The organism is Fibrobacter sp. UBA7003 (genome assembly GCA_002449765.1).
In the GTDB taxonomy this organism is placed as follows: Bacteria; Fibrobacterota; Fibrobacteria; order Fibrobacterales; family Fibrobacteraceae; genus Fibrobacter.
Genome location: DJXN01000012.1, coordinates 148971 through 172386 on the forward strand (window position 1 = coordinate 148971; position 23416 = coordinate 172386).

A 23416-nucleotide genomic window follows, 5' to 3' on the forward strand; every position below is an offset into this window, starting at 1 on the left:
TTTCTCCACAAACACTTGAACGGAAGGTCCCCCATGGAAATAGGAAAATATAACCGCGCACGCGTCGAAGCAATCATGCCCCAGGGCTACTACCTGGAACTCGAAACGGGAGGCCGCGTGCTCCTCCCCGGCAAGCGAGACGAGTTCACGCTCCAAGAAGGCGAAATTCTCGACGTGTTCGTCTACATGGATTCCGAAGACCGCCCCATCGCGACCCTCGACAAGCCGCTCGCCACCGTCGGCGAATTTGCCGTTCTCGAAGTAAAAGACGTGAACCGCTTCGGCGCATTCCTGGACTGGGGTTTAAACAAGGACCTCTTCCTCCCCTTCAAGCAGCAGCTGGGAGAACTTGAACGCGGCGACCGCTGCGTCGTATTCGTGCTCGAAGACGAAAAGAGCGGACGCATCGTCGCGACCGAAAAAATCAAGAGCTTCATCGACACCGACACCTCGGAACTCCACATCGGCCAGAAAGTCCAGCTCGCCGCCTACGAGGTGACCCGCGACCATATCGACTTCCTCGTCGATTACCGCTACACGGGACGCCTCATGGTCAATCCCGCGACGCCGCGCATCTACATCGGCGACACGATGGCAGGCTACATACAACGTTTTACCGAAGATGGAAAGATAACCCTCAACCTCACTCCCGTGGGCTACAAGGGCATCATGAAAAGCGAAAGCCCCGCGGCCATCCTCCAGAAACTCGAAGAAGCGGGCGGATTCCTGCCCTACGGCGACCACAGCGATCCCGAGGACATCCGCCGCGAATTCGGCATGTCGAAGAAGACCTTCAAGAAAATCCTGGGGACGCTCTTCCGCGAAGGGAAAATCATGCTCGACGACGACGGGTTCCGGAGCATCTAGCACCTTACAACAACAAAGAGAAGGCTCCCCTGCGGGGAGCCTTTCGAATATCGGTTCAAGCCGGATTCGACTAGAAGAACTGGGGCGGCCAACGCGGGTTCTTCGAGGACATGTCTATCTTGTAGAAGTCCCTTTCGAAGCGTCCGTCGTCAAGTCCGTACATCTGCATCACGTGGCGGGCAATCCACTTGCCGAGTTTCATCACGGTGAGCTTCTTGCGCAGGCGACCCTGGCAGTCGCGGTTCATGATGTCCGGGAGGGTGGACGTCGTGAGGATTTCGTCGATGGCCGGGCTGTTGAGCTTTTCGCGGGCCTCGGGGCTCGTGTGGAAGTGCGTCACGCCGAAGCACACGCGGTTCGGATTACCCTTCTTGATATGCTCGCAGCACTGCACGATGGTCGTACCCGTACGCACCATGTCATCGAACACAATCACGTCCTTGCCCTGGATTTCCTCGATGCTGATGTCGGAGAGTTCCGGGTTGAAGGTCATGCTGATTTCACGTTCGCCGGTACGGACCTTGTCCATCACCACGCGCTTGCATTCCGGCAGGTCGAGTGCCTCGTAGACGGCGTTCATGAACGGGCGAGCGCCCTTGTCCGGAGAGACGATCACCAGGTTGTTGCCGTCCTTGCCGGTCTGCACGAAGTTGCTGTTCTTGATGTAGTGGGCATAGACGTCGGTCGGAATCAGGTTGTGGAAATTGTCCTTGCCGAAGATGTCGGCAAACAGGTTCTGCACCTTGATGCTGTGGTTGTGCACGGTCACCACGGCGTCGACACCGGACTTCTTCAGGAGTTCGGCATAGAGGAGGCTCGTGAAGGCCTGGCCATCGAACTTCTTGAGGTCGACATCCGGACGGTCCTTTTCGAGTTCGCCGATGCGGTGGGGGCCTCTGTCCTGAGCGCTGTAGAACAGGTCGGGTTCAACAAGCACCACCTGCTCGGCACCATTGTCCTTCGCGGCGCGGGCCAGGATGCAGTTGCGCATGGCGTAGTCGTTACGGCTGCGTTCATGGTTCGAAACCGAGCAAATCAACACGATCTTACCTTCCAGACGGCGGCCGATATGTTCCATGTCGTCCACGTCCAGCATGTAGCGAGGGCAGAATTCGGAGTTGGCGAAGGTCTTCAGGGAGACCACGTCGGAGATGTCTTCACGGATTCCGATGTACTGCGCCATGTCGATGGCGAACGGATCATCGGTAAAGTTTCCGGTCACGATAAAACGATCTGACATATTTTTGCCTTGATTTGAGAGTTGAACCTTTGAGAGTTAAACCTTTGGGTGGGTAAAATATAGCTTTATTCCTCGGAAGCCCCGACTTCGTCCTTGTTCACGACGCGGATTTCGATGCGGCGGTTCGCCTTGCGGCCCGCTTCTGTAGCGTTGTCTTGCTTGGGATGGCTGGAACCGTAGCCCACGGCGCTCACGCGGTCCTTCGCGATTCCCTTGCTAATCATGTATTCCATGACGCTATTCGCACGGTCTTCGGAAAGTTTCTGGTTAAAGCTTTCGCTACCTTCGCTGCTGGTGTGGCCTTCGATTTCGATTTTGGCCTTCGCGTTCCGCTTGAGGCCGGCAATCGCATTGTCCAGCGTCTTGAGTGAAGAGGGAATCAGTTCCGCACTGCCCGCCTTGAAGTTCACGCCGGTAAGTTCGGCACGGGTGTCGTCAAAGAGCACCGTAATGCCGCCCGTGCTTGCCGTCCTGGATACATAAGGTGTCTCGCCACATTCGAACGGGCCAGTCAGGCTCTCGCAAAGGATCGTATAGGAATCCTCGCGCGGAATCATGAAGGCGGCCTCGCCGTAAGTATCGGTCGTCACCGTAATCTTGTTCTTCGGCTTTTTCTGCCCCACGAATACGAGTTTTTTCTTAACCTGCGGCACGTCATCGTAGTTCGTGTAGGTGACGTTCAGCACGGCGTGCGTCTTGTTGGGCGCAAGCGAACCTGCGTGTACAAGCGCAGTTCCCGGAAGCAAAAAAGCGGCCACAGACACGGCCAAAGCGGATACCTTCATAAAGAACCTCTCAATTTACGCGCCAAAAATAGAATTTTATCACACAATCGTGCAATCATGTATTTGAAAAAAGGGTGCACAATTCTATCTTTGTCAACGGATTTTCAAGGAGTGTGTACACCGTCTTCCCGGACGGTTTCCTGTAGGAGAAATAAATGAAACGTTTGAAGATTGCAGCTGCCCTTCTAGTCGCCGGCATGGCGACCTCCGCATTCGCCATCGATGGCGAATTCAGCCTCAAGGGCAACATCCAGACCCAGGTCACCAAGTCCATCGCCAACGACTCCACCAATTTCAACAAGGGCTGGTTCCGTGCCAACGTGGGTGGCCAGTACAAGAGCGACAACCTCGAAGGCCTCATCATGCTGCGCATCTTCGCGCCGGAATTCGGCAACAAGATCGAAGGCAAGATGTACGACAAGATTCTCGCCGACCTCTACTGGGCGAACTACAAGTGGAAGCTCAGCGAAAACGACGTGCTGAACCTGAAGATCGGTCACTGGAAGACGGACTGGTCGCAGTCCACCCATTTCGGTACCTACGTGGACAAGGAACTCACGGCCCGCGGCCTCTGGATGCGCGACTACAGCCACAACGCCCTCGAACTCGGCTGGAAGCACGGTCTCAGCTACCTGACCGCCATGCTCGCCACAAAGGATGAGTTCGCGAACCGCGGGTACGTCCGCGTGGAAGAAGACATGAAGTTCACCTTCCCGCTCGAAATGAAGGTCGCCTACCGCGGAAACCTCATCGACGTCCTGCAGAACACCGCCTACATTACGCACCGTATCGCCGCCTACGCAAGCTACAACGTCCTTCCGATTCTCCGCTTGTACGGCGAATACTCCTGCGTCTACACCCAGGACGACGACCTCAACAAGGACGCGAAGAACTACATTGCCCCCGAAACGAAGTACTACCAGCCGGGAATCTACTTCCAGCCGTTCTACCTGGGCCTCGACTTCGCCCCCAAAAGCGGTTTCTGGAACATCCTCATGAGCGACCTCATGGTGGAATGGGAATTCATCGACAAGCGCGACAACCTGTACGCCGTCTCGAAGCATACCTACGACGACTGGGCCTGGACCGTCGCCTGGAACAAGAAGATTGGTTCTTCGAGGCTCCAGTTCAGCATCTACAGCGAAAAGGAAATCAGCGACGTGGCTTTCGCCTTCCGCCTGACCTCCACGTTCAAGTAATTAATAGAAGTTCATGTTGAACCAGGCCTTGGTGCCGTCACCGCTATAGGCGATGCCACACGCCAGCGAGGTGTAGCGCGTATTCTTCATGTTCAGGTAGTGGCCGATGTAGGAATAGTCCTCGGACTTGTTGGGGTCGCGTTCGCCGCTCGTCACGAGCTTCTTCTCGTCGTCCCACATCATGTTCACGTAGGTATCGACAATCTTCTCGGGGGTACCATACCACGTGGTGTTGATGTTAGGGCCGGTATTCTGCGCCGATTCATTGCAACTGCCGAAATTCGCATGCCCCTTGCCCGCTTTCATGTCGGCGGCGGCCTGTTCCTCCACGCAGGATTCACGTTCCGCAGTCGCTCGTTTAAGGGGCGGAAGGTCTTCCGTCGCGCGCTTTGCATTTACGACCTCCAGACAGTAATCTCGCCAGTCCGCCGATGCCGCCTCAGAGCTTGTGGGAGCCTTCTCGCTAGAACTTGACGCCGCAGGCTTGCTTTCGCTCGAAGCCGCAGCCTCTTCCTTGGCAGAAGAACTTGCCGGGGCCTTGGCGCTGGAACTTGGAATCGGGAGGTTCACCTCGCCGCGATCGATAAAGTCGTCGCCACTGGTCGCCGAAGAATCGTCGGAACAACCAACGGCAAAGAAAGATGCCACGGCCAACGCCGCACAGATTTTCAGGAAACTAGCTTTCTTCTTCATCAGTTCAACTCCGTTACACAACGAACATAAAGTCCTTTCTGCACATTCTGGTCGGTGCGGTCGATACTCTTGGCCTGCCGCCTGAATTCCCATGAACGTCCCGTGTTTTTCATGATGGAGGTCGAGGACCAGTAATGACCGGTCATGTCGCTATTGCAGTAGCCGTCCCAGTCCTTGCAGCCGCCACGGCCCAGGTTATCCCAGTTGAGCCTCGCTCGGTCCTTCTGGAAATCGCGCCATTCGCCGTCGTCGGGCAGGTGCCAGCCGCTCGGGCATGCCTTTTTCGCCTCGGTATGCGTGTAATAGCGGCCGAACTTCTTGCAGAAAGTCGTGTCTTCGAGCAGGCACTGCTTCGCGCTCGTGAGGCTATATTTCAAGTTCGAGACCATCCACAGCCTATCGTCGCGCTGTTCGACCTTGTAGACCTGGTTGTCGCGCGGGTCGGTGAGTTTCATCGTCTTGCTGTCCACGAACTTTTCGGCATAGAAGTCGCGTTCGGAGACACAGCGCACCGTCACCACCGCCTCGGGAGGGAGCGTGACCATCTTCGCATTGCCACGCTTCACGTCGAGCATCATGGCCCGCGCCCCGTCGGGGTCGGCGACCGCGAAATAGGCGGCGTCCTTGCCCTGGATGTTTCTCGCAGGGTCCGCCATGTCATAAAAGCCTCTCGTCTTCCCGGCAAAGGACTTCACGTTCGAAAGCTTGCGGGGGCCCGTAAAACGGTCCTTGGCAAAGAGAGTCCATTCCTGGATGTCGGGAAGGTGCGTCCCCGCAGGGCACGATGCCATCCACCCCGACTGCTTGTAGAAAGCGTTTTTGTCTTTATCCCTGAAGGCGACTGTCTTCTGGTAAGAAAGATTATCGGTAAACCAGTTCAGTTTTCCAGATGCGATTGCCCTGTAGGTTCTCCCGTCGCGGCTATCCCTCACAACGGGGTCCGCATAAGCAAATTCTGCTACAAAAATAAAGGCCACAGCCAAACGGCCAACAAGTCGAAACATTCAATACACCTCTAGAGGTAAAAACTTTTCCTTAATATATATACAAGCTCGGAAAAAAGGAGCTTCGTCAAAAAAAAATGTTAAAAAACTAGAAAGTGAGGCTCAATCCGAGCGCTCCGGGTCCGCCCCAGACTCCGGCAATCGAAAGTGGGCCAATTCGTACCGATTTTTTATGGAGTTCAATCACGGCGAGGCTTATTCCGGCCCCCGCGAGCGAACCTATCACGACATCGGTCAGGTAGTGTTTGCCAGCCGCGATGCGTAGCACCCCCACAAAGCCCGCCAGCGAGAGCGAGCCCGCCCAGACGAGAGACCTATACCGGGAATTCGGGTACATTTCCGAGAACCACTCGCCCGTAAACACGGCGACCGTAAAGGCTGCCGAGGCGTGCCCGCTAAAGAAGCTCCCGTAGGCCTCCCCCGTGGCTTCCGCAGCAGCATCCGCGCCCGCCCCCCCGGTCGCATACATGTAGGGACGCGGCCAGAACTTCATGGAACGCACGGCAAGATTGAACCCGTTCTGCAGAGCGAGCGCCTGCGCGAACATCAGGGTATAGGCAGCAAAATCTCCCCCGGCGGCATCCCCCCGGAACCAGGAGATTCCCGCAAGGGCCACAGGAGCCGCCCCAAGCACGGCAAACCACGTACTCACATCTCCCGCCGCCTCGCTGTAGCGCCCCGCAATGGCGCGGTCCCACGGCAAAAGGTCCTCGCGCGCAGGCATGTCCTCCGGTGCGGACACCGGCATGTTGCCCAGAAGATAATTCCCGTAGACACTCGCAAAAGCAGAAAAAAAGGTCAGCGGCATGTCCAGCGGAAGCGAGACTTCGTAATGGCGCTCCACGGTTTGCGATGCAGGCGCCCCCGCAACACAACAGGCAAGGATAGCGAAAATGCAGATTTTCAACGAAAAGCGCGACACTCCGTAAAGTTAAATAATTATATTGCATAGCGTATGCAACGCGAACCGATTACCCCGACGATGGATTTGTTCGGCGCCATTTCCGACGAGATGCGCCTCAAGATTCTGATGCTCCTCGACATTGCGGAATTTACCGTCAACGAAATCAAGGATATTCTCGACATCCACCAGAGCAACGCGAGCCGCCACCTCTCGAAGCTTTCCGCCTGCGGCCTCCTCAAGGACAGGCGCGACGGCATCAAGGCCTACTACCGCTTAAGCGAAGAACTCCTGCTCAGCAACCGCGTGCTTTCCGTAATCCGCGACGCCTACGGCGAACTTCCCGACAAGGATATCCTGCGTTGCCGTGCCGAACAGGTGCTCGAAGAACGCACCGACCAGACCAAGGGGCAAATCCACAAGCTGAACCAGGCGGGCGGAAGCCTCAAGGCACAGATTAGCCTGTTCAGCAAGCTCATGATACCTTTTGAGAACGCGGTCGATATCGGCTGCGGCGAAGGCGGCGACCTCTCGCTCATGCTCGCAAGCCGCTGCAAGAACGTCACCTCGCTCGACTACGACCCGAAGGTCATCAGCGGGCTTACGAAAATCCTGAAGCAGAAGGGCATCAAGAACATCACGCCGAAAGTCGCCGACATGACAAAGACAGGCCTCCCCGACGACTACGCCGACCTCGTGCTCATGAGCCAGGTGCTGCACCACGCGACAGACCCGCGACTCGCCCTCAAGGAGGCTGTGCGCATCCTCAAGCCGGGCGGAACGCTTGCTTTCCTTGACCTCGCACAGCACAAGGAAGAATCGTTCCGCACTACGCACGGGCACATCTGGCTGGGCTTTGACCGCGGCCAGCTCGAGTTCTTCATGAAGGAATTCAACTGCAAGATTCTCGAAAGCGAAATTATCCCGAGCGAGAACGAGGTGGACAAGAAACTCCCCGTCATCTGCATGATTTTGACGAAAGAGAACTAATTAACGGATTTTCAGCTGAGTGAAAGATTCGTAGTGGTCTGACGTGTAGTAGATTACGCAGTCCGGCTGGTACACGAGTCTTTTGGTTCCGCGATTTGCTCCGGAATAATCCACGTCGGCTTCGTGGTAAGAACCTTCGGGCAACGTCTCGTGAAAGTTCTCCGGATTCGAGGCCAAATTGTCAAAGTTGTCGCCACCGATCATTACACCGATTGTGGTCAACGGGTTGAAATTCCACTTTTCGAATGTATTTCCCGTCTTGGATTCGTAAAGCTTTTTGCCTTCGTTCTTGCCGACATAGTTCGCGGGCAACTTGTCGAACTTGCACAGGTATGCAGCCACGGAATCCCTGGTCGTGTACAGGCCGGTTTCCTCTACAACCTCGTAGATGCGTTTGGCATCTGCATCGGACGATTCTGCGACACTGCTCGAAGAAACCTTTTTGAAGCTAGGCGAGGAATCATCACTGCCGACAGGCTCTCCCGTCGCGGTGCATGCAGCAAAAAAAAATGCGGCAAGACCGGCAAGTAGAATCTTTATGGAAACATTCTTCATACGATAAATATACATTAAAAAGGCCCAAGCACACAAAACAGCAAGGCAACAGACGATAAAAGAACTATATTGTGGGCGATTACTAAAAACTATTAACTATCAACTGGCAACAAAAAATGGATATTAACGAACTCGCACAACAGCACATCTTGAAGCAGCCCGTCTACGTGACCGGCAAACCCATCGCCTACACCGCCCGCGAATTCGGCCTCGACCCGAAAGACGTGGACAAGCTCGCGAGTAACGAAAACCCCGTAGGCCCGAGCCCGAAGGGCATGGAAGAGGCCCGCAAGGCCCTGGAAGAAGTGAACCTTTACCCGGACGGCGGCAGCTACGACCTCATCGGAAAGATTGCAGAGTTCCGCGGCGTGAAGCGCGAACAGATTGCCGTGGGTAACGGCAGCAACGAGCTCCTGGACATGATCGCCCAGGTGTTCCTCGGCGAGGGCTGCGAAGCCGTGATGGGCAAGCACTCCTTCGCCGTCTACAAACTCGCCACTATGGCGATGAACGCGAAGATTGTTGAAGTCGACATGCCGGCCCCCGCCTACAACTACGACCTCAAGGCCATGCGCGCCGCCGTGAACGAGAAGACCCGCATCGTGTTCCTCGCGAACCCGAACAACCCGACGGGCTCCGACCTCACCGCCAAGGAAATTCTCGACTTCGCCGACAGCCTGCCCGAAACCTGCGTGCTCGTGATGGACGAAGCCTACACCGAATTCATCGAAGACACGCCGGAGCTCGTCCCGGATTTCAAGAGCCGCATCGATGCCGGCAGGAACATCATCTGCTGCCGCACGTTCAGCAAGATTTACGGCCTCGCGGGGCTGCGCGTGGGCTACTGCATCACCCGCCCCGAAATCGTCGGCCTCATCAACCGCGTGCGCGAACCGTTCAACGTGAACAGCATCGCCCAGGCGGCCGCCATCGGCGCCCTTGACGACCAGGAATTCGTGAACAAGGTCCGCGAAATCAACAAGAAGGGCCTCGAACAGCTCAAGGCCGGCTTCCGCGAAATGGGCCTCCCCTATGTGGATAGCCACGCGAACTTCATCGCCGTAAGCGGTTTCAAGGATCCGATGGACGCGTTCAAGTTCCTGCAGATGAAGGGCACCATCATCCGTCCGCAGCCTGCCATGGGCGACGTGCTCCGCATTACCGTGGGCACCGAAGCGCAGAACGAAAAATGCCTCAAAAACATCAAGGCATATCTCGGCAAGTAAAGGCTCACGGAGTCGCGCGAGTCATCTCGAAGCGTGGCTTCTGTAGCCGCAGCGCAGCAGAAAACCTGGTCCGCGAGGGCCGGGTTTCTTTGCGTGGTAAAATCGTGCGCACCCCCGAAACGCCCGCCTACGAGAACGACGAAATTCTTGTGGACGGCACGCCAGTCGAGGCCGCCCAGAAGTTCTATTTCGCAATGAACAAGCCCCGCGGAATCGTCACTACCGCAAGCGACGAAAAAGGCCGCAAGACCGTGATGGACTTGTTCCGCGAAGAATACGCCAAGATGTTCCCCTGCAGGCCCGTACCGCACATATCGCCGGTGGGCCGCCTCGACGCCGCCAGCGAAGGATTGTTGCTTTTTACGAACGACACGCAACGGGCCGACACACTGCTGAGTCAAACCCGCTGTCATTCTGGAGCCGCAGGCGATAGAATCCACAAGCAATCCCACTTGAAAATCTACCGCGTGCAGGTCGCGGGCAAACCTTCCGCTGACGACCTTGCGAAAATGGAAGCCGGCTTCAACGTACCGCCCCGCGTCTTCGGCGAAAAGGAAGAATTCATGCATGCCGAGCGCGCAGCCATCGCGAGCGTTGGCGAAAAGAACTGCTGGCTCGAAATTGAATTGTCCGAGGGCAAGAACCGTGAAATCCGCCGCATGCTCGCCCACCTCGGCTACGAAGTCATGCGGCTCATGCGCATCCAGTTCGACAAATACACACTGGGCAATTTAAAGCCAGGCGAAATCAGGGAAATCAAGCCACTTTAAAACAACTTACTGGCGGCGGTCAACGACAAACCCAAGTGGAAATTATTCCATTCATCGACGGGGTCGCGTTTCGGGTTCTCCCCTATCCGGAATCTATCGTCGCCATATTCTTCGTTATTGGGGCCAGCGGCAGTGACGTGAAATCCCGCAGTCAAGGTGAACCCGACAAGGTAATATTCCGATATGCTCCAGAGTTTGCCCGCCTCGACCTTGAAGCCGACATCAAAATCACAATACTCCATCCCATAATTTTCCCACTGGTTGTCGCTCCACATGAAAGAGAGCGTAGTACCCGCAAACAACCCGTACAAGGCAGAGTTTTTGGACGTGAAGGGGAAAACCTTGAGCCCGAAGCCGAAGAGCGGGCGGACCATAATCTCGGTTTCGGCGTATTCATCCTTGTCGCGGGAATAAAGTTTGTAGCGTGAATCGCCTATCGATACGAAAAGACCGAAATCCAACAAGAAGACGAACCTTTCGCCAGGAGAAAATCCCGCCTGCACACCGAGCATCGGGCCGCCACCTTCAAAAGAGAAGATATCGTACGTGAGGTCCTCGTCATAGACCATCTCGTCGCGTTCCGTATCGTGATACCAATGCGTGAAGGATTCCGTCTTGATGCTGTACGACGCATAATGACCACCCAGGGACACCTCGAAATACGCGAACCCCGAATCATCCAAGGCGAGCGCCGCACAGGCCAGGCAAGCAACTAATAGCACCATCCGTGGGAACATTTCAACCTCAGGGCGGCATAATTCACGAACTTGCCACAGGACGTATCCTCGGGCGGCAGGAATTTCTCGAACTCAAAATCTCCACGGACGGAGCGTTCGTCATATTCCACAAAGCGGAAATTGAGGTCATCCGGTTTCCAGTATTCCGAGTGGCTGTCAATCTCGTACGTGGGCAGTGCAACGACCTTGTCGCCGCAATAGAAGGAGATATCTACAGAAACCTTGTTCTCGCGACCTAGCGAAAACAGGCTGTCGCAAGTGTCCCTGCAAACAATCCTATTCACCGAATCCTGTACTACGGATGTATCCGCCCAGACCGTGTCCCCGGCCTGGTACGTAACGCGTAATTCTAGGGAATCTACCTTGTCGGGCTTATATGCAGCAATGTCTGTCCAGTATTCGGGATCGCCCCATTCATCCACTGGGTCACAGGCCATGCAACAGAATGCAAGCCACGCCAAAACGAGCGCGTAAAACACTGCAAATCTGAACCTGATAGACTTCATCAAGTTCTAATATATAAACAAATTAAATGTTGTGCAACAGGCGCCGGTTAAAAATCAGCAGCAGAAGCTGAGTGCCGCAACCAGCGGGGCATTCCAGTTGATGGCGGTCTCGTTGCTCGCAAAGGAGCAACGTTCGTCCGTGTACGAGAATCCCGGCTGCGGGCCCGGATAATGCGGGAACCTGTGCATGTCCTGCCTGTCGGCATTGATGCCGCCCGCGAGAAGCCCGGGGATAGGTTCCGCGATGCCGTCGGAATGGCTTATGCGATGATGGATGAACTTCGGGGAGCTCCACGCGGAACCCGTCACGAAGCAACGGTCCACCGGATTCTTGCCGAAAATAAAGTCGAGCATGCGCTTTGCACAGTCCGCATAAGCGGCCGACGGGAACCATTCGTTTGCGAGGAACAACGTTAGCGCGTGGTTCGCAATTTCGCCGTTGGAACCCCATACGAACTTGCGGATAGAAAGCCCGTAGGCATCTTCGGCAGCAAGCTTCACGATCTTGTCCGCAACGCCCTTCAGCGTGTTGCGTGCGCGCACCTGCAAGTCAAGGTCCTGCGACTGCAACGCAAGCGCAATCCAGCCCAGGTTCTGCGTATCGCGCCAGCTCATGCCCAAATCGGGCGGGCATTTTTCCATGTCCGACAGCAGATGATTCCTGAAGTGGTCGCAATCATCCCGTTCGCAATCCGCGCAAATCTTGATACTTCCGCAGACCTCGCGGAACAGCATCGCGCGCGCCCAGAAGAACTCGTCATCGTAGCGCTCGTCACCATACCCGCCGCTACCCTCGGTATTGTGCGGGTAAGTGACATCGGGATTCTCGACGGCCCAGCGGTAAGCACGGAGGGATGCATCCAGGCACTGCTTCGCAAATCCAGGATACGCACGGGCAAACACGTGATGCGCCTGCGCAAGAGCACCTGCAAAATTCAGTGTCGATGTGGTCGATTTCCCCAGAATCTGGCGTTTCTGCAGGGCATCGGACTGCGACGGCGAAACAAAACCGTCCCAGCGCACCGGCGACACCTTGAAGAACACGCCACCGTCATCGTCCTGCATGCGGAGGAAAAATTCAAGTTCGAACCGGATTTCCTCGAGCAAGTTCGCACGGAACGAGCCCGCGTCGAAAAAGTCAGCATTGGCGAAAGTCACACGCCGGTCATCCGCGAATTCGGCAGCCAGAAGGAGCGTCGCCACCGAAACGCCGCCATTCACGATATACTTGCCGTAGTCGCCCGCATCGTACCAGCCGCCATGCGCATTCCAGGTTCCCTTCCGTTCCATGCTCGGGTGGAATTCGATATTGTCATCCAGATGGGCCGCAGGCCTCGCCCATTTCCCTGCACGGTCCGGAGTCAGTTCCACGCCGCAACGCTGGAAATAGAACGAGCGGAGCGCCGACGAAAGCTGTTCCAGCACAAGCCTGTCCGAAATTTCGAAGAATTTGGATTCGGCAAGCACGTTCCCCTTCGCGTTGATTACCGAAACACGATACTTTCCCGACTTTTTGATTGTCGAAAAATCCCCTTCCCATACAAATTCGTCCGTATAGGTGCATGGCCCCTTCTCAGCCATCGAGGCACCGAACACGCGTTCCCCGTTTTCGGAAAGGATTTCGAACCAGGGCTGAATCCCCTTCAGGGGATTGTCCACCACGTCGCACGACAGCAAAAACACCTTCGGCCCCCTGGGGGCGTAGCCGACATGGTTGTAGCGGACGCTGAAATTCATGCCCTAAGAATAAATTTTTCACAACCCAAAAGAAAGGGCCTTGACCTCTTTTCCGTTTACAAAAATAACCAGCGCGATTAAATCAGGTCACGGGTCAGGAGTTCGCCGTGGTCAAGCACCAGGCGGCGGAAGGGGCTATTCAGGTAAAAGTCCGGATTATGCGTCGCCATCACCACGGTCGTCCCGCGGGCATTGATTTCCTTGAAAATCTTGAACACCTCGTCGGCGTTTTTCGGGTCGAGGTTTCCGGTCGGTTCGTCCGCAAGGAGCAAGTACGGGTTGTGCACCATCGCGCGGGCAATCGCCACACGCTGCTGTTCACCGCCCGAAAGCGTATAGGGCATCGCAAATCGTTTCTGGCTTATCCCCACCAGGGCAAGCGCATCAAAAACGGCCGCATTTATCTTGCTGCTCGGGGTTCCCACAATGCGGAGCGCGAGCGCCACGTTCTCGAAAACGTTCCTGTCGGGCAAAAGCTTGAAATCCTGGAAGATGATTCCCATCTTGCGGCGGAACGCCTGTATCCTGTTGTCCGGGGAACTCTTGCTGTCGTAAACGCAGTCGCCGGTAAACTTCACCATCACCTGGCCACCGCGTTCCGCATCCGGACGTTCGTCCATATAAATTAACTTGAGCACGGTCGACTTTCCCGCACCCGAATGCCCGGTGAGGAAAACGAATTCACCCTTGTTGATACGGAAGGTGATGTTGTTCAGCGCCTTCCAGTTGTCCTCGTAGGACTTTGTCACGTGGGTGAAGTGAATCATGGTGGACCTCGCGTCTCGCAATTTTTCCCGAAGCTATTCCGTCATGCGGATTTCGATATGGACTTCCTCGCGCCACTTCTTGATGAGCGCGTTCAGTTTCTCGTTTTCGAGATAATTCGCCGCCATCGCCTCGATCTTACCGTAATCCTCTTCGAGCGTGAGTTCACGAATCTGGCGGGAATCGTCCAGGCGGAACAAATGGTAAGAACCGTCGATTTCTACCGGAGCCGACACTTCGCCCACATTCAAGTTCGCAACCGGTTCGACATACGCAGGTTCCATCTCGTTTTTCTGGAACCAGCCCAGAAGCCCGCCAGCAAAGTTGCTCGACTTGTCCGTACTGAACTTTTTGGCGGCCAACGAGAAATCGGCCTTCGTTTTAATCGTGGTCCGGAGTGAATCGGCAAGACGCAATACGCGGGCAGAATCAGCAGCCGTCGGAATCGTACGGAGAAGGATGTGCGCCGAACGGACGCCATCTTCCTTACGGCCGATTACACGAACGATATGCCAGCCGCGGTCCGTCTTGACAGGGGTCGAATAGTACTGGCCGTTCTTCAGCTGATCGAGAGCGCGTTCAAATGCCGGATCCAGAAGTCCGCGCCTAAAGTAACCGAGATCGCCGCCCTTTTCGGCAGATGAATCCTGCGAATGATTCTTGGCCAGAAGTTCGAACTTGATTCCATAATTCAGGCTGTCGATAAGCGCTTCCGCAATACGCTTCACGGAATCCACAATAGCGGGATCCGGTTCAATTTTCAACTGGATATGGCTCAGCTGCACGCAGTTGAACTGTCTCGGCAGGGAATCCTTATAGGCCTTGTAGAAAGCGTCCACTTCTTTTTTCGTGGGGCTCACCGCACCCACATGGCGCTGGCGAACGCGCTGGGTCTCGACATGGCTACGGATCTGCTTTGCAAGCTGGTCGCGGTACTGCGCCATGCTCACACCGAGCTGCGAACGGATAGCCTTTTCAAGCGTCGCCATGTTGATGTTCTGGCTTGCCGCAAGCTGGGTCAGGTGCGCCGTTACGCGCTGGTCGATTTCGGCATCGCTCACCACGATGGAATCACGGTCGATACGGCTCAAAAGGACTTTTTCTTCGATTAACTTGTCGAGAACGTAATCTTTCTGCTCCTGCTCGCTCATCGCGGCTGCCGTAGGAGTTTCCTGGAAATGGTAAAGATTGTTCAAGAACTCCGAACGCATAATGGGCTTGCCGTCGACAATCGCCGCAATGCCTTCCATAAGCACCGGGGCGGCAAAAGACGCCGACAAAAGGGTTCCCAGAGCAAAAACTAACAGACCAAACTTTTTCATTGGCTTTCCTTTTCATTAAACACGTTCATCTTCGAAAAGATAGGACGCTTCATTTTCCATTCTTTCTTGAGGCGATCCATGACAGCCCTGCGATGCTCAATCCACACCATGTTGGACACGTCTTCGGACACCTCCTTGTAAGGACGGACATCGGCAGAATCCAGACGTTCCGTGACCACCGCCATCTTGAGCGCCCCATTGCAATAGCGCATTACGGAGAGTTTCCCGAGAGGATAGCTCACGATATCGGGAATCATGCAAGAATCCGGCGTGGCAGCCACGTTCTCGAACTCCACAATCGAACTAACCTGGGGAGTCTGCGTCGGGACCACATTGAACACGCGGGTTTTCATTTCCTTATAGTAGGCATCGGCACTCGCCCAATCTTTGAAATGGAGGATAGCACCCGACACGGTCGTCTTTCCACGGAGATAGTCATTCCGGTGCGTCTGGTAGTAGTTCAGTTTTTCGCTGTCCCCTATCATCATGGTATCGGCAAACGTCTGCAGGTAGAAATCGACCACCATCTTGCGAATCGTGCTTTCGATCTGCGTCGAAAGGATGGTGTCGTTCATGACATTCGCATCCATCGCCTCTTGGTAGATAACCTCTTCGTCAATCCAGCGTTCCAGAAAGCCCAGTTTTTCACGGTCGGAAATGGAATCCCACTGCGGCACCATGCGATAGACTTCAGACTGCGTAAGTTTCCTGTTTCCAACCGATACCACGACCGGATCATCCTTGCCGAACGGCAGGTTACACGCCGAAAGGCAAAGGAAAACAAGACACGCCAGTATTTTCTCAAATAGTTTCATCGCCCCAAATTTAGCAAATTTGACCCGTCCAAGGCCAATCTTCAACTATTTCAGGCGACCGAAACGCCCCTTGAGTTTGGCAAGGGCATCGTCTTCGATGATTTCTTCGCTATCGTCGCCCTTGCGCTTGAACTTGAGGATTTCAAAATCCTCAATCATGGCTGATGCCTGCAGGTAGAGCTCGGGGTATTCCGCATCGTCCTGCTGCATGCGTTCCATTTTCGAGAGGATTTCGCGGGCATTTTTGAGTTCGTGGTCCTTCATGAAGCGGGCCTTGAGGAAGGGGCGGAACTTTTCACGAAGGTCCTTGACGGAGAGGTCGACTTTATCGCCGATTGAAGATGCAAGCAACTTGTCGCCGGCATCAAGTGAGCTACCGAGCGCGGCCAATCTTTCGAACAAAGTATTTTCCTTGTGGTCAGGCAGGTAGAGCGCCACGATTTTCGAGATGGACTTGTTCTTTGCCATGAGCGCGGCGATGGCATCGCGGGCATGGTCTCCGCCCTGGCGCATCGCCACCGAGAATTCGCGGAGGATCTCCCAAATTTTCACGAAAGCGTCGGCCCCGAGAAGCGCCGATTCATAAGTTGCACGCACGAGCGCGAGGCGCATCTCTTCGTCTTCGCTGCGGGTGTTTGCGGCAAGATTCTTGAAGTCGCGAATTTTCTTGCCACGGGAATACTCGAGGCCCGAAAAACGCACGCAACGGTTTGCGTCCAGATTGTCGGCAGCGAGCGACTTCAAAACCCACGACTTGAGAGCCGTCTTGAAACCGTCGGAATAGAGGCCGCCCGTCTCGAGCATATTCAGGCGATCAACGATAAGCGAGGAGTCCCCCTCTGTCATCCCCGACCCGGTCGGCGATCTTCCTTCCACGCGCTTGCGGAACGATTGCCAGAAGGCAGATTCTGCCGGGGTCATGAGCGCCGATTCGCCCAAGCGCCAGCCAAAGCGCATGTCGCCAAGCGCAAAGTCGATACCGAACGTTACGAGGACGGGGCGCACCGCCGCAAAGAGCCTGAAACTTCCCCATTCCGGGTTAATCTCGCAAGGGAATTTTTCCGCAAAGCCCTGCTTGAAGATTCTCGCATGAATCCGCAGGTGGTTTTCCATTTCGGGCGTGACCGTCGGGATATCGCAATCGAGCTGCTTGATTTCGGCAAAGACCTCGTAGAGGCTAAAAAGCGGGGCCTTGTGCGGGTTCGCCTTGAGCTTGTCGCAGAAGGCGTCATCGATAAACGCGCGTTTGCCTTCCAACTGCTTTTTTGCAGCCTTGGGCATCTCGCGGATAATGGATTCTGTCATCCATTCGCGCCACTGGTGAATCGAAAGTGCAAGCGTCGCAGGCGTCACCTGCGGGAGCATGTCGTAAGGCAGGTCCAGTGTAATGCCGTCGCAGTCGCGCATCGCATCAAACACCATCTCGCCCACCACCATGCGGCTAGAGCCGTCGAGCCCTTCGATGCGGAACTGTTCGAGGGAGCCGCCGAGAGTGGGCTCCTGCGGTTTTGCAGCCTTCTTCTTGTCGCCCTTCGCCAGGGCATCGAAAGCGCGGTTGCTGAAACCCGAATCCGTATAGCTTACACCCGTTTCGCTCTGCTCCAACCAGAACTTCGCATCGAATTTGAGGAACTGGTCCGTGTGTTCGCGGATGTAGTCCTTGAGCGTCTTGATGGAATTGACTTCATGCGCAATGCGCGTGTAGTAATCCACCAGGGCGTCTTCGCTCGGGGCAAGCCCGAATTGGCGCTTGCGGGCTTCCAACGCATGCAAGTCATCGACCACACGCTCGTTGTGCGTCATGAATGCGAAGGGGCGCGCCATCTGACCAAGCACAACGGCCTCGCGCCAGAAAATCTCGGCACATTCATCGGGGTTCACGCGGGCGAAATCCACGCGGTGGCCGCGGCTAATCACGAGCCCGCGGAAGCTCACCTCTTCCACCGCTTCCACGAAACCGCGTTCCTGGTTCCATGTGGGCGCATACCAGCGGCGCGTGCAGAAAGGATCCGCCACCTGCATAATCCATTCGGGCTTGATTTCAGCAGCCTTGTTCAGGAATATGCGGCTGGTCTCCCGCACCTCGGCACTAAAAAGCCATTCCACGCTCTTGCCGTAAAGGTCACTGCCCGGGAACACGTGCGTCTCGCGCCCGCTCACTAGGCGATAGCAACCGTTCTCGATATCGCGCAGGGCAATACCGCCTAGGAATCCCGAAAGAAGCGCAATGTGCAGGTTGTCGCGATGGAAACTGTCGAGCGGGCACACGCGATTCTCGAATTTCACGTCGAGGATGCGCCCGAACTGTTCGTACAGATCGATCCATTCGCGGCAACGCAAAAAATGAAGGCTGTTCTTGTCGCAGAACTTGCGCAACTTATTCCAGGTCTTGCCATCCCATTCGGCACAGAAGGCATTCCACATGCAGATGAACGTGAGGAAATCGCTCTTGTGCCCCGCGAACCTGCGGTGCAGTTGGCGGATGCGGGTGCGTTCGGGTTCTTCGCTCGGCACCACGCGCGGGTCCTGGATGGAGAGCGCCGAGCAGACAATCAGCGCGGGCTGCAATACGCCGGCATTCCGCGCCCGCAGGAGCACCGCCGAGAGTGCCACGTCCATCGGGAGGCGCGTCATCTCGCGGCCAAGCTTGGTCACATGCCCGCTGGCATTGTCGGCGGTAAGCGCACCGAGTTCAAAAAGCGTCTTGTACGCGCCACGGAACGCCGAATGCGGTGGCGACTGCAGGAACGGGAAGTTCTCGAGTTCCAGCCCGAGGCTGCGCAACTGCAGGACAACGTTCGCAAGATTACTCCGCCGGATTTCCGGCTCCGTAAACTCGTCGCGCTTCTCGAAATCCTCGGGAGAATAGAGACGGATGCAAACACCGGGCTTTACGCGCCCCGCACGCCCTGTGCGCTGCCGCGCAGACGCTTTCGAGATATCCTCGACAGGCAATCCTTGGATACGCGACTGCGCATTGTAGCGCGAGATGCGCGCAGTACCCGTATCCACCACGTAGGCGATTCCCGGAATCGTGAGCGACGTTTCAGCGATGTTCGTCGCAAGCACCACGCGGGTCTTTTCCGTATGCCTGAAAATGCGTCGCTGTTCATCGGGGCTCATGCGCCCATAAAGCGGGAGGATATCGAACGTCGCGGAGTCCAGTTCGTGCGCAAGTTCGCCCGCCAAGTCCTGGATGTCACGTTCCGTCGGCAAAAAGCAAAGCAGGTGGTCGCGGTGGCGCGTTTCCAAATCTAGAATCGCATCGCGCGCCTCGTCGAGCAAGCCCGAATCGCCCTTGCCGCTGGTGTCTCGGCCCGTATTGTCATCCCCGCGAAGGCGGGGATCTCCATTCCCGCCGCCGAAATAATACTCCACATCGACGGGGAAAGTTCTTCCCTCGGCTTCGAGCACGCAACTGTTGTCGTAAAATTCCTCGAAAAGTTTGGCATCGAGCGTCGCCGACGCCACAATCAGCTTGAAATCCGGGCGAGCCTGCAGAACCGTCTTGAAAATGCCGAGCAAGATGTCGATGTTCAGCGAGCGCTCGTGCGCCTCGTCAATCACGATGGCCGAATACTGCCTAAAGAGCCTGTCGCGGCGGAATTCCTGCAACAAAATGCCGTCCGTCATCACCTTGATGGGGGCGTCACTCTGGCCCTGTTCCCAAAAGCGGATCTTCGTGGAGACAAGCGTTTCGTCCTTGAGTTCTTCGCGCAGGCGGTCCGCAATGGAAATCGCCGCCAGCCTGCGGGGCTCCGTCACACCTATTTTGAAACCACTCATGTCATCCCCGCCTTCGCGGGGATCCCCTTCTCGAACACCATCCACGAGATTCTCGCCTTCGCGAGAATGACGAACTGTAGCATACCACTCTAAAAGAAACTTTGGCAACTGCGTCGACTTGCCGGAACCGGTATCTGCCTTGACAATCACTACCTGGTGCTTTTCGAGCATCTCGAAAAACTCTTCACGATGTTCGACAACGGGAAGCTCCGGATACACGATTTTCAAGGTGGACAAATCCATAAGAGCAAAGCGACTACGTTCCACCCAAATATATTAAAATCGGCACCATCTTTTTCAAAAAAGTTTTATCTTTAAGGCAAGCCCCTAGCTACAGAATTGAAAATGAAAAAAATCGTTTTTCCCCTGCTCTTTATCTTGACGTTCCTTGCCCTCACCGCCTGCAAGGAACAAAAGCCCGCCGTCATCCGAATCACCAACGAAAAGACGGCAGTCCCTCCCGCCAAAGCGCCCGCATTCCTCAAGAAGGGCGACAAAATTGCGCTCGTTTCCCCTGCCTACAACACACCCGATTCCAACACCTACAACACCGCCAAAGTCCTTAAGGAATGGGGCTTCGTCCCTGTCATCGGAGAAAACGTCAGCAAACTCTACATGGGCAAATATTCCGGGACGCCCGAAGAACGCGCAAACGACTTCATCAACGCCATCCGCGACACAAGCATCAAGGCCATCATCTGCAACCGCGGCGGTTTCGGCGCCATGCACCTGATCGACCTCATCAACTTCGACGATATCGCGAAGAATCCCAAATGGCTTGTCGGCTTCAGTGAAATTTCCACCCTGCACGCACTGGAAGCAAAGATGGGCAACATGAGCATCCACGGCACCATGAGCGCATTCATCGGGAAGTCCGCCGGACGCGATGCGGGTAGCCTTCTCGTGAAAGACATCCTCCTCGGGAATATACCCACCTACAAGATTCCCGCCAACATCCTGAACCAGAAGGGACACGCCAAGGGAATCCTCGTCGGCGGCAACATGGCATCCTTCGTCCCCCTCATCGGCACGCCCATCGACGTCTACTCCAGGGACAGCATCATCCTCTTTGTCGAAGAGCTAGAAGAAACCATGCGGAATGTCGACCGCATGTTCAGCTCGCTGGAACTCCGTGGCATCATGGGAAACGTGAAGGGCGTCATCATGGGCGATTTCACCGACTGCGATACCGACCTCGATGTCGATAGCGCGCAGGCCATGCTTGCCGAGCGCCTCAAGAAATACAACATCCCCGTCATCAGCGGATTCCCGGCCGGTCACGGAAACGAAAACCTGCCGCTCATCATGGGCGCAGAAGTAGAGATGGATGTTTCCGATTTCGGGGCAACCCTATCGTTCAATGTCGACGGCAAAAAAGAAACCATCTTCACCGACGACTTTATCTTCAAGGCGAACAGGTCCAGATAGACCCTAGATTCACTCCTTGATGTGCCCGCACTTGTCGCAGGTGAGCTTGTAGCTGTTGTCGGGGTCGACGACCATCACGCCGTCGCATTCCGGCACTTCACACGGGAGTTCTCCCGGCATCACTTCGCGGTAGGTTTTCTTCTCTTCCATCGCTAGCCCCCGATTTCCTTCAGGTAACGAGCAAGGGCGTCCTGCCATGTGGGGAGCGGCTTGAAACCGGCTTCCACGAGTTTGCTCTTGTCGAGCCTGCTGTTGAACGGGCGCGCAGCCTTGCTGAGGCCATATTCGGCCGTAGTCACCGGAACGACCTTCGTCGCAAGCCCAGCCTGCCTGTAGATTTCGCAGGTAAAGTCGTACCAGCTGATGAACCCGCCCTCGTTTGTGGCATGGTAGTAACCGTATTTTTCGGTTTCGTTCATGTCGATGAGCAGACGAGAAAGGTCGAGCGTGTATGTCGGCGTTCCAATCTGGTCGTTCACCACGCGCACGGTGTCGTGAGTTTTGCCCACATTGAGCATCGTCTTGATGAAGTTCTTGCCGTTGAGGCCGAACACCCACGCGATACGCACAATAAAGAATTTTTCGAGAGTCCCGCTCACGGCAAGTTCGCCCTCGAGCTTGGTCTGACCGTAAACATTGAGAGGCTTGTAATCCTTGCAGTCGGGCTTCCAGGGTTCCGTTCCCTGGCCATCAAACACGTAGTCCGTGCTGATGTAGGTCATCTTGCAGCCGAGTTTCTTGCAGGCATTCGCGATGTTCTGCGTACCGCCCGCGTTCACCGCACGGACCTTCGCCACATTCGCATCGTCTTCGGCCATATCGACTGCAGTCCATGCAGCACAATGAATCACCGCATCCGGGTTCACTTCCGAAATCGCCTTTTCGACAGCAGCGGCATCCGTAATGTCGAGCTGCACGTAGGGCATCGTCGTCACTGCACTGCCATCGGCAACACCGCTATAGGCGGGAGCCATGTCCGAGCCCACGCCCGTATGCCCGCGCTTCGCAAGTTCATTCATCACGTCGTGGCCCAGCTGGCCACCAACACCCGTCACAAAAAATTTCATAGTAAAACCTCTTGTGCAAAAGATAGTTAATCCTAAAGCCCTTGAACTATGGTTCCTTTCTTTTACTATATTTAACGCATGGCTTATGTTCTTCTGATTCTCGCATCCATTGTCGGCCTTGCCGTATGCGCCTATTTCTGTCGCAAAAACGTTATCGCCATCCACGAGAAAAACAAAAACGAACCCAAGGCCTACAAGCGCGGGCTCAACTACGTCCTCACGGCGCTCTGGTACGGCTACTTGACGGTCTTCTTCGTCGGGTTGACCGTCAACAATTTAGGGAACTGGTAGAGGCCCACAACCTCATTTGTGGCTCTGCAGCCAGCGTTCGTACAGGAACAGCGCAATGAGGTTCTTCCCGTCCACGAACTGGCGGGCAGCCTCCTCGTAAGGCAGCACTTCTGTCCGGATCCACTCGATTTCCTCGGTATACTGCTGGTCTTTCCCGTCCATCGCCCTCAGCTGTTCGGGTGTCACGTCACGCTCTATCGCATACAAGCGAATACGTTCGTCCAGGAGTCCACAACTGGCAGCAAAGCCGTCGCTTTTTCCCTGGTACCAGAAATCCATGAGGTCAATGAGTTCCGATTCCTCGGCATCTATCTGCGCTTCTTCCTTGAGTTCGGAGAGGGCCACCTTGCGGTAGTCCCCTGTCCAGTCGAGGATCCCCGCCGGAATTTCGAGCGATGCCTGCTCGCTAATGGCAAAACGCGGTTGCCGCACCAGAAGCAGGTATTTCTTGCCTTCGCAGCGGAGCACCACCAAGATTCCAACCGCGTTGCCGCGGACCAGCACAATCCCGTGCACCGGGCGCCCATCCGGAAGCGTCGCAGTCGCAGTCAGCTTTATAAAGAGCGGCTGGCGTCCTTTCCGCAAGAAATCGACCGAAGAAAAGTGGACCTTGGTCACGACAAATTTCTTTTGTGACGCTTCCAGCCATTCCCTGTAGATGCGGGATTCCAGGACCACCGGGCGGTCCGCTTCGGCAATTTCAGGAGAGAACGAATATTCTATTTCTTGCAT

At 55.6% G+C, this 23416-nt stretch carries 23 protein-coding genes; 7 read left to right on the forward strand and 16 right to left on the reverse strand.

Annotation, left to right across the window (positions count from 1 at the left end; translation table 11 throughout):
* Positions 1-33 precede the first annotated feature (33 nt).
* A complete protein-coding gene (locus B2952_RS08845; protein WP_173365629.1) occupies positions 34-867 on the forward strand; it encodes a CvfB family protein in 834 nt (277 codons plus the stop codon).
* Between the two features lie 70 nt (positions 868-937).
* On the opposite strand, the gene B2952_RS08850 is transcribed toward B2952_RS08845, so the two are convergent.
* Positions 938-2107 (reverse strand): ribose-phosphate diphosphokinase, encoded by a 1170-nt coding sequence (locus tag B2952_RS08850; RefSeq protein WP_173381292.1) that lies wholly within the window; start codon positions 2105-2107, stop codon positions 938-940.
* Between the two features lie 65 nt (positions 2108-2172).
* Positions 2173-2892, reverse strand: coding sequence for an OmpA family protein (locus tag B2952_RS08855; protein WP_173365627.1), 720 nt, complete (start codon positions 2890-2892; stop codon positions 2173-2175).
* Between the two features lie 155 nt (positions 2893-3047).
* On the opposite strand from B2952_RS08855, the gene B2952_RS08860 reads away from it, so the two are divergent.
* Positions 3048-4091 carry a hypothetical protein gene (locus tag B2952_RS08860; RefSeq protein WP_290734375.1) on the forward strand — a complete coding sequence of 348 codons (1044 nt, stop codon included), beginning with the start codon at positions 3048-3050 and terminating at the stop codon, positions 4089-4091.
* Here B2952_RS08860 and B2952_RS08865 read toward each other — a convergent pair whose 3' ends face one another.
* The 3 genes from B2952_RS08865 to B2952_RS08875 form a co-directional block, all read right to left on the reverse strand.
* Complete coding sequence (locus B2952_RS08865) at positions 4092-4784, reverse strand: CAP domain-containing protein (RefSeq protein WP_290734373.1); 693 nt, start codon at positions 4782-4784, stop codon at positions 4092-4094.
* Positions 4784-5788 carry an FISUMP domain-containing protein gene (locus B2952_RS08870; RefSeq protein ID WP_290723155.1) on the reverse strand — a complete coding sequence of 335 codons (1005 nt, stop codon included), beginning with the start codon at positions 5786-5788 and terminating at the stop codon, positions 4784-4786. Before B2952_RS08870 ends, B2952_RS08865 begins: the two co-directional genes overlap by 1 nt.
* Positions 5789-5876: 88 nt before the next feature.
* Positions 5877-6710: a phosphatase PAP2 family protein gene (locus B2952_RS08875; RefSeq protein WP_173381295.1), complete on the reverse strand. Its 834-nt coding sequence runs from the start codon at positions 6708-6710 to the stop codon at positions 5877-5879.
* Positions 6711-6743: 33 nt separating this feature from the next.
* Here B2952_RS08875 and B2952_RS08880 point away from each other — a divergent pair, with 33 nt between their 5' ends.
* Complete coding sequence (locus tag B2952_RS08880; RefSeq protein ID WP_290723158.1) at positions 6744-7679, forward strand: ArsR/SmtB family transcription factor; 936 nt, start codon at positions 6744-6746, stop codon at positions 7677-7679.
* Here B2952_RS08880 and B2952_RS08885 read toward each other — a convergent pair whose 3' ends face one another.
* On the reverse strand, positions 7680-8234 hold the full coding sequence (locus tag B2952_RS08885) for a ribonuclease domain-containing protein (protein WP_290723160.1): 555 nt from the start codon (positions 8232-8234) through the stop codon (positions 7680-7682). It abuts the gene before it with no gap.
* 116 nt (positions 8235-8350) lie between these two features.
* Here B2952_RS08885 and hisC point away from each other — a divergent pair, with 116 nt between their 5' ends.
* Together hisC and B2952_RS08895 are read left to right on the forward strand one after the other, a co-directional pair.
* A complete protein-coding gene (gene hisC / locus B2952_RS08890) occupies positions 8351-9460 on the forward strand; it encodes a histidinol-phosphate transaminase (protein ID WP_173381297.1) in 1110 nt (369 codons plus the stop codon).
* Positions 9424-10230, forward strand: coding sequence for a pseudouridine synthase (locus B2952_RS08895; protein WP_290728967.1), 807 nt, complete (start codon positions 9424-9426; stop codon positions 10228-10230). Before hisC ends, B2952_RS08895 begins: the two co-directional genes overlap by 37 nt.
* Here B2952_RS08895 and B2952_RS08900 read toward each other — a convergent pair.
* The 7 genes from B2952_RS08900 to B2952_RS08930 all read right to left on the reverse strand — a co-directional run bounded on the left by B2952_RS08900 (position 10227) and on the right by B2952_RS08930 (position 20141).
* On the reverse strand, positions 10227-10955 hold the full coding sequence (locus B2952_RS08900; protein WP_290728969.1) for a hypothetical protein: 729 nt from the start codon (positions 10953-10955) through the stop codon (positions 10227-10229). The two genes, B2952_RS08895 and B2952_RS08900, sit on opposite strands and share 4 nt — an antisense overlap.
* Entirely contained in the window at positions 10943-11473 is a 531-nt protein-coding gene (locus tag B2952_RS08905) for a hypothetical protein (protein WP_290728971.1), read from the reverse strand. Before B2952_RS08905 ends, B2952_RS08900 begins: the two co-directional genes overlap by 13 nt.
* A 54-nt stretch (positions 11474-11527) precedes the next feature.
* Positions 11528-13210, reverse strand: coding sequence for a glycoside hydrolase family 9 protein (locus B2952_RS08910; protein ID WP_290728973.1), 1683 nt, complete (start codon positions 13208-13210; stop codon positions 11528-11530).
* Positions 13211-13287: 77 nt separating this feature from the next.
* The gene (ftsE, locus tag B2952_RS08915; RefSeq protein ID WP_290723174.1) at positions 13288-13977 is read right to left on the reverse strand and encodes a cell division ATP-binding protein FtsE; all 690 of its coding nucleotides are present in this window, start codon (positions 13975-13977) and stop codon (positions 13288-13290) included.
* Between the two features lie 33 nt (positions 13978-14010).
* Positions 14011-15297, reverse strand: a complete 1287-nt coding sequence (locus B2952_RS08920; RefSeq protein ID WP_290723176.1) for a peptidylprolyl isomerase — start codon at positions 15295-15297, stop codon at positions 14011-14013.
* Complete coding sequence (locus B2952_RS08925; RefSeq protein WP_290723179.1) at positions 15294-16112, reverse strand: hypothetical protein; 819 nt, start codon at positions 16110-16112, stop codon at positions 15294-15296. Before B2952_RS08925 ends, B2952_RS08920 begins: the two co-directional genes overlap by 4 nt.
* Before the next feature lie 45 nt (positions 16113-16157).
* Positions 16158-20141, reverse strand: coding sequence for a DUF3418 domain-containing protein (locus tag B2952_RS08930; protein WP_290728977.1), 3984 nt, complete (start codon positions 20139-20141; stop codon positions 16158-16160).
* Between the two features lie 102 nt (positions 20142-20243).
* Between B2952_RS08930 and B2952_RS08935 the strand changes: the two genes are divergently transcribed.
* Complete coding sequence (locus B2952_RS08935) at positions 20244-21326, forward strand: S66 peptidase family protein (protein ID WP_290728979.1); 1083 nt, start codon at positions 20244-20246, stop codon at positions 21324-21326.
* A gap of 9 nt (positions 21327-21335) precedes the next feature.
* Here the strand turns inward: B2952_RS08935 and B2952_RS08940 are convergent, their stop codons facing one another.
* Both B2952_RS08940 and rfbD read right to left on the reverse strand, forming a co-directional pair.
* Positions 21336-21476: a hypothetical protein gene (locus B2952_RS08940; protein ID WP_012820363.1), complete on the reverse strand. Its 141-nt coding sequence runs from the start codon at positions 21474-21476 to the stop codon at positions 21336-21338.
* A 2-nt stretch (positions 21477-21478) separates the two neighbouring features.
* Complete coding sequence (gene rfbD, locus B2952_RS08945) at positions 21479-22393, reverse strand: dTDP-4-dehydrorhamnose reductase (RefSeq protein ID WP_173381306.1); 915 nt, start codon at positions 22391-22393, stop codon at positions 21479-21481.
* 78 nt (positions 22394-22471) lie between these two features.
* Here rfbD and B2952_RS08950 point away from each other — a divergent pair, with 78 nt between their 5' ends.
* On the forward strand, positions 22472-22684 hold the full coding sequence (locus tag B2952_RS08950; RefSeq protein WP_290728980.1) for a hypothetical protein: 213 nt from the start codon (positions 22472-22474) through the stop codon (positions 22682-22684).
* 12 nt (positions 22685-22696) lie between these two features.
* Here the strand turns inward: B2952_RS08950 and B2952_RS08955 are convergent, their stop codons facing one another.
* Complete coding sequence (locus B2952_RS08955; protein WP_290728982.1) at positions 22697-23416, reverse strand: NUDIX domain-containing protein; 720 nt, start codon at positions 23414-23416, stop codon at positions 22697-22699.

Bases quoted from the DNA above. Each gene is read 5' to 3' on its own strand.
- B2952_RS08870 (WP_290723155.1), bottom strand. From the start codon at position 5,788: ATGTTTCGACTTGTTGGCCGTTTGGCTGTGGCCTTTATTTTTGTAGCA.
- B2952_RS08865 (WP_290734373.1), bottom strand. From the start codon at position 4,784: ATGAAGAAGAAAGCTAGTTTCCTGAAAATCTGTGCGGCGTTGGCCGTG.
- rfbD (WP_173381306.1), bottom strand. From the start codon at position 22,393: ATGAAATTTTTTGTGACGGGTGTTGGTGGCCAGCTGGGCCACGACGTG.
- B2952_RS08910 (WP_290728973.1), bottom strand. From the start codon at position 13,210: ATGAATTTCAGCGTCCGCTACAACCATGTCGGCTACGCCCCCAGGGGG.
- hisC (WP_173381297.1), top strand. From the start codon at position 8,351: ATGGATATTAACGAACTCGCACAACAGCACATCTTGAAGCAGCCCGTC.
- B2952_RS08900 (WP_290728969.1), bottom strand. From the start codon at position 10,955: ATGGTGCTATTAGTTGCTTGCCTGGCCTGTGCGGCGCTCGCCTTGGAT.
- B2952_RS08925 (WP_290723179.1), bottom strand. From the start codon at position 16,112: ATGAAACTATTTGAGAAAATACTGGCGTGTCTTGTTTTCCTTTGCCTT.
- B2952_RS08855 (WP_173365627.1), bottom strand. From the start codon at position 2,892: ATGAAGGTATCCGCTTTGGCCGTGTCTGTGGCCGCTTTTTTGCTTCCG.
- B2952_RS08850 (WP_173381292.1), bottom strand. From the start codon at position 2,107: ATGTCAGATCGTTTTATCGTGACCGGAAACTTTACCGATGATCCGTTC.
- B2952_RS08940 (WP_012820363.1), bottom strand. From the start codon at position 21,476: ATGGAAGAGAAGAAAACCTACCGCGAAGTGATGCCGGGAGAACTCCCG.
- B2952_RS08845 (WP_173365629.1), top strand. From the start codon at position 34: ATGGAAATAGGAAAATATAACCGCGCACGCGTCGAAGCAATCATGCCC.
- B2952_RS08885 (WP_290723160.1), bottom strand. From the start codon at position 8,234: ATGAAGAATGTTTCCATAAAGATTCTACTTGCCGGTCTTGCCGCATTT.
- ftsE (WP_290723174.1), bottom strand. From the start codon at position 13,977: ATGATTCACTTCACCCACGTGACAAAGTCCTACGAGGACAACTGGAAG.
- B2952_RS08955 (WP_290728982.1), bottom strand. From the start codon at position 23,416: ATGCAAGAAATAGAATATTCGTTCTCTCCTGAAATTGCCGAAGCGGAC.
- B2952_RS08920 (WP_290723176.1), bottom strand. From the start codon at position 15,297: ATGAAAAAGTTTGGTCTGTTAGTTTTTGCTCTGGGAACCCTTTTGTCG.
- B2952_RS08905 (WP_290728971.1), bottom strand. From the start codon at position 11,473: ATGAAGTCTATCAGGTTCAGATTTGCAGTGTTTTACGCGCTCGTTTTG.
- B2952_RS08930 (WP_290728977.1), bottom strand. From the start codon at position 20,141: ATGGATTTGTCCACCTTGAAAATCGTGTATCCGGAGCTTCCCGTTGTC.
- B2952_RS08880 (WP_290723158.1), top strand. From the start codon at position 6,744: ATGCAACGCGAACCGATTACCCCGACGATGGATTTGTTCGGCGCCATT.
- B2952_RS08860 (WP_290734375.1), top strand. From the start codon at position 3,048: ATGAAACGTTTGAAGATTGCAGCTGCCCTTCTAGTCGCCGGCATGGCG.
- B2952_RS08950 (WP_290728980.1), top strand. From the start codon at position 22,472: ATGGCTTATGTTCTTCTGATTCTCGCATCCATTGTCGGCCTTGCCGTA.
- B2952_RS08895 (WP_290728967.1), top strand. From the start codon at position 9,424: ATGCCTCAAAAACATCAAGGCATATCTCGGCAAGTAAAGGCTCACGGA.
- B2952_RS08935 (WP_290728979.1), top strand. From the start codon at position 20,244: ATGAAAAAAATCGTTTTTCCCCTGCTCTTTATCTTGACGTTCCTTGCC.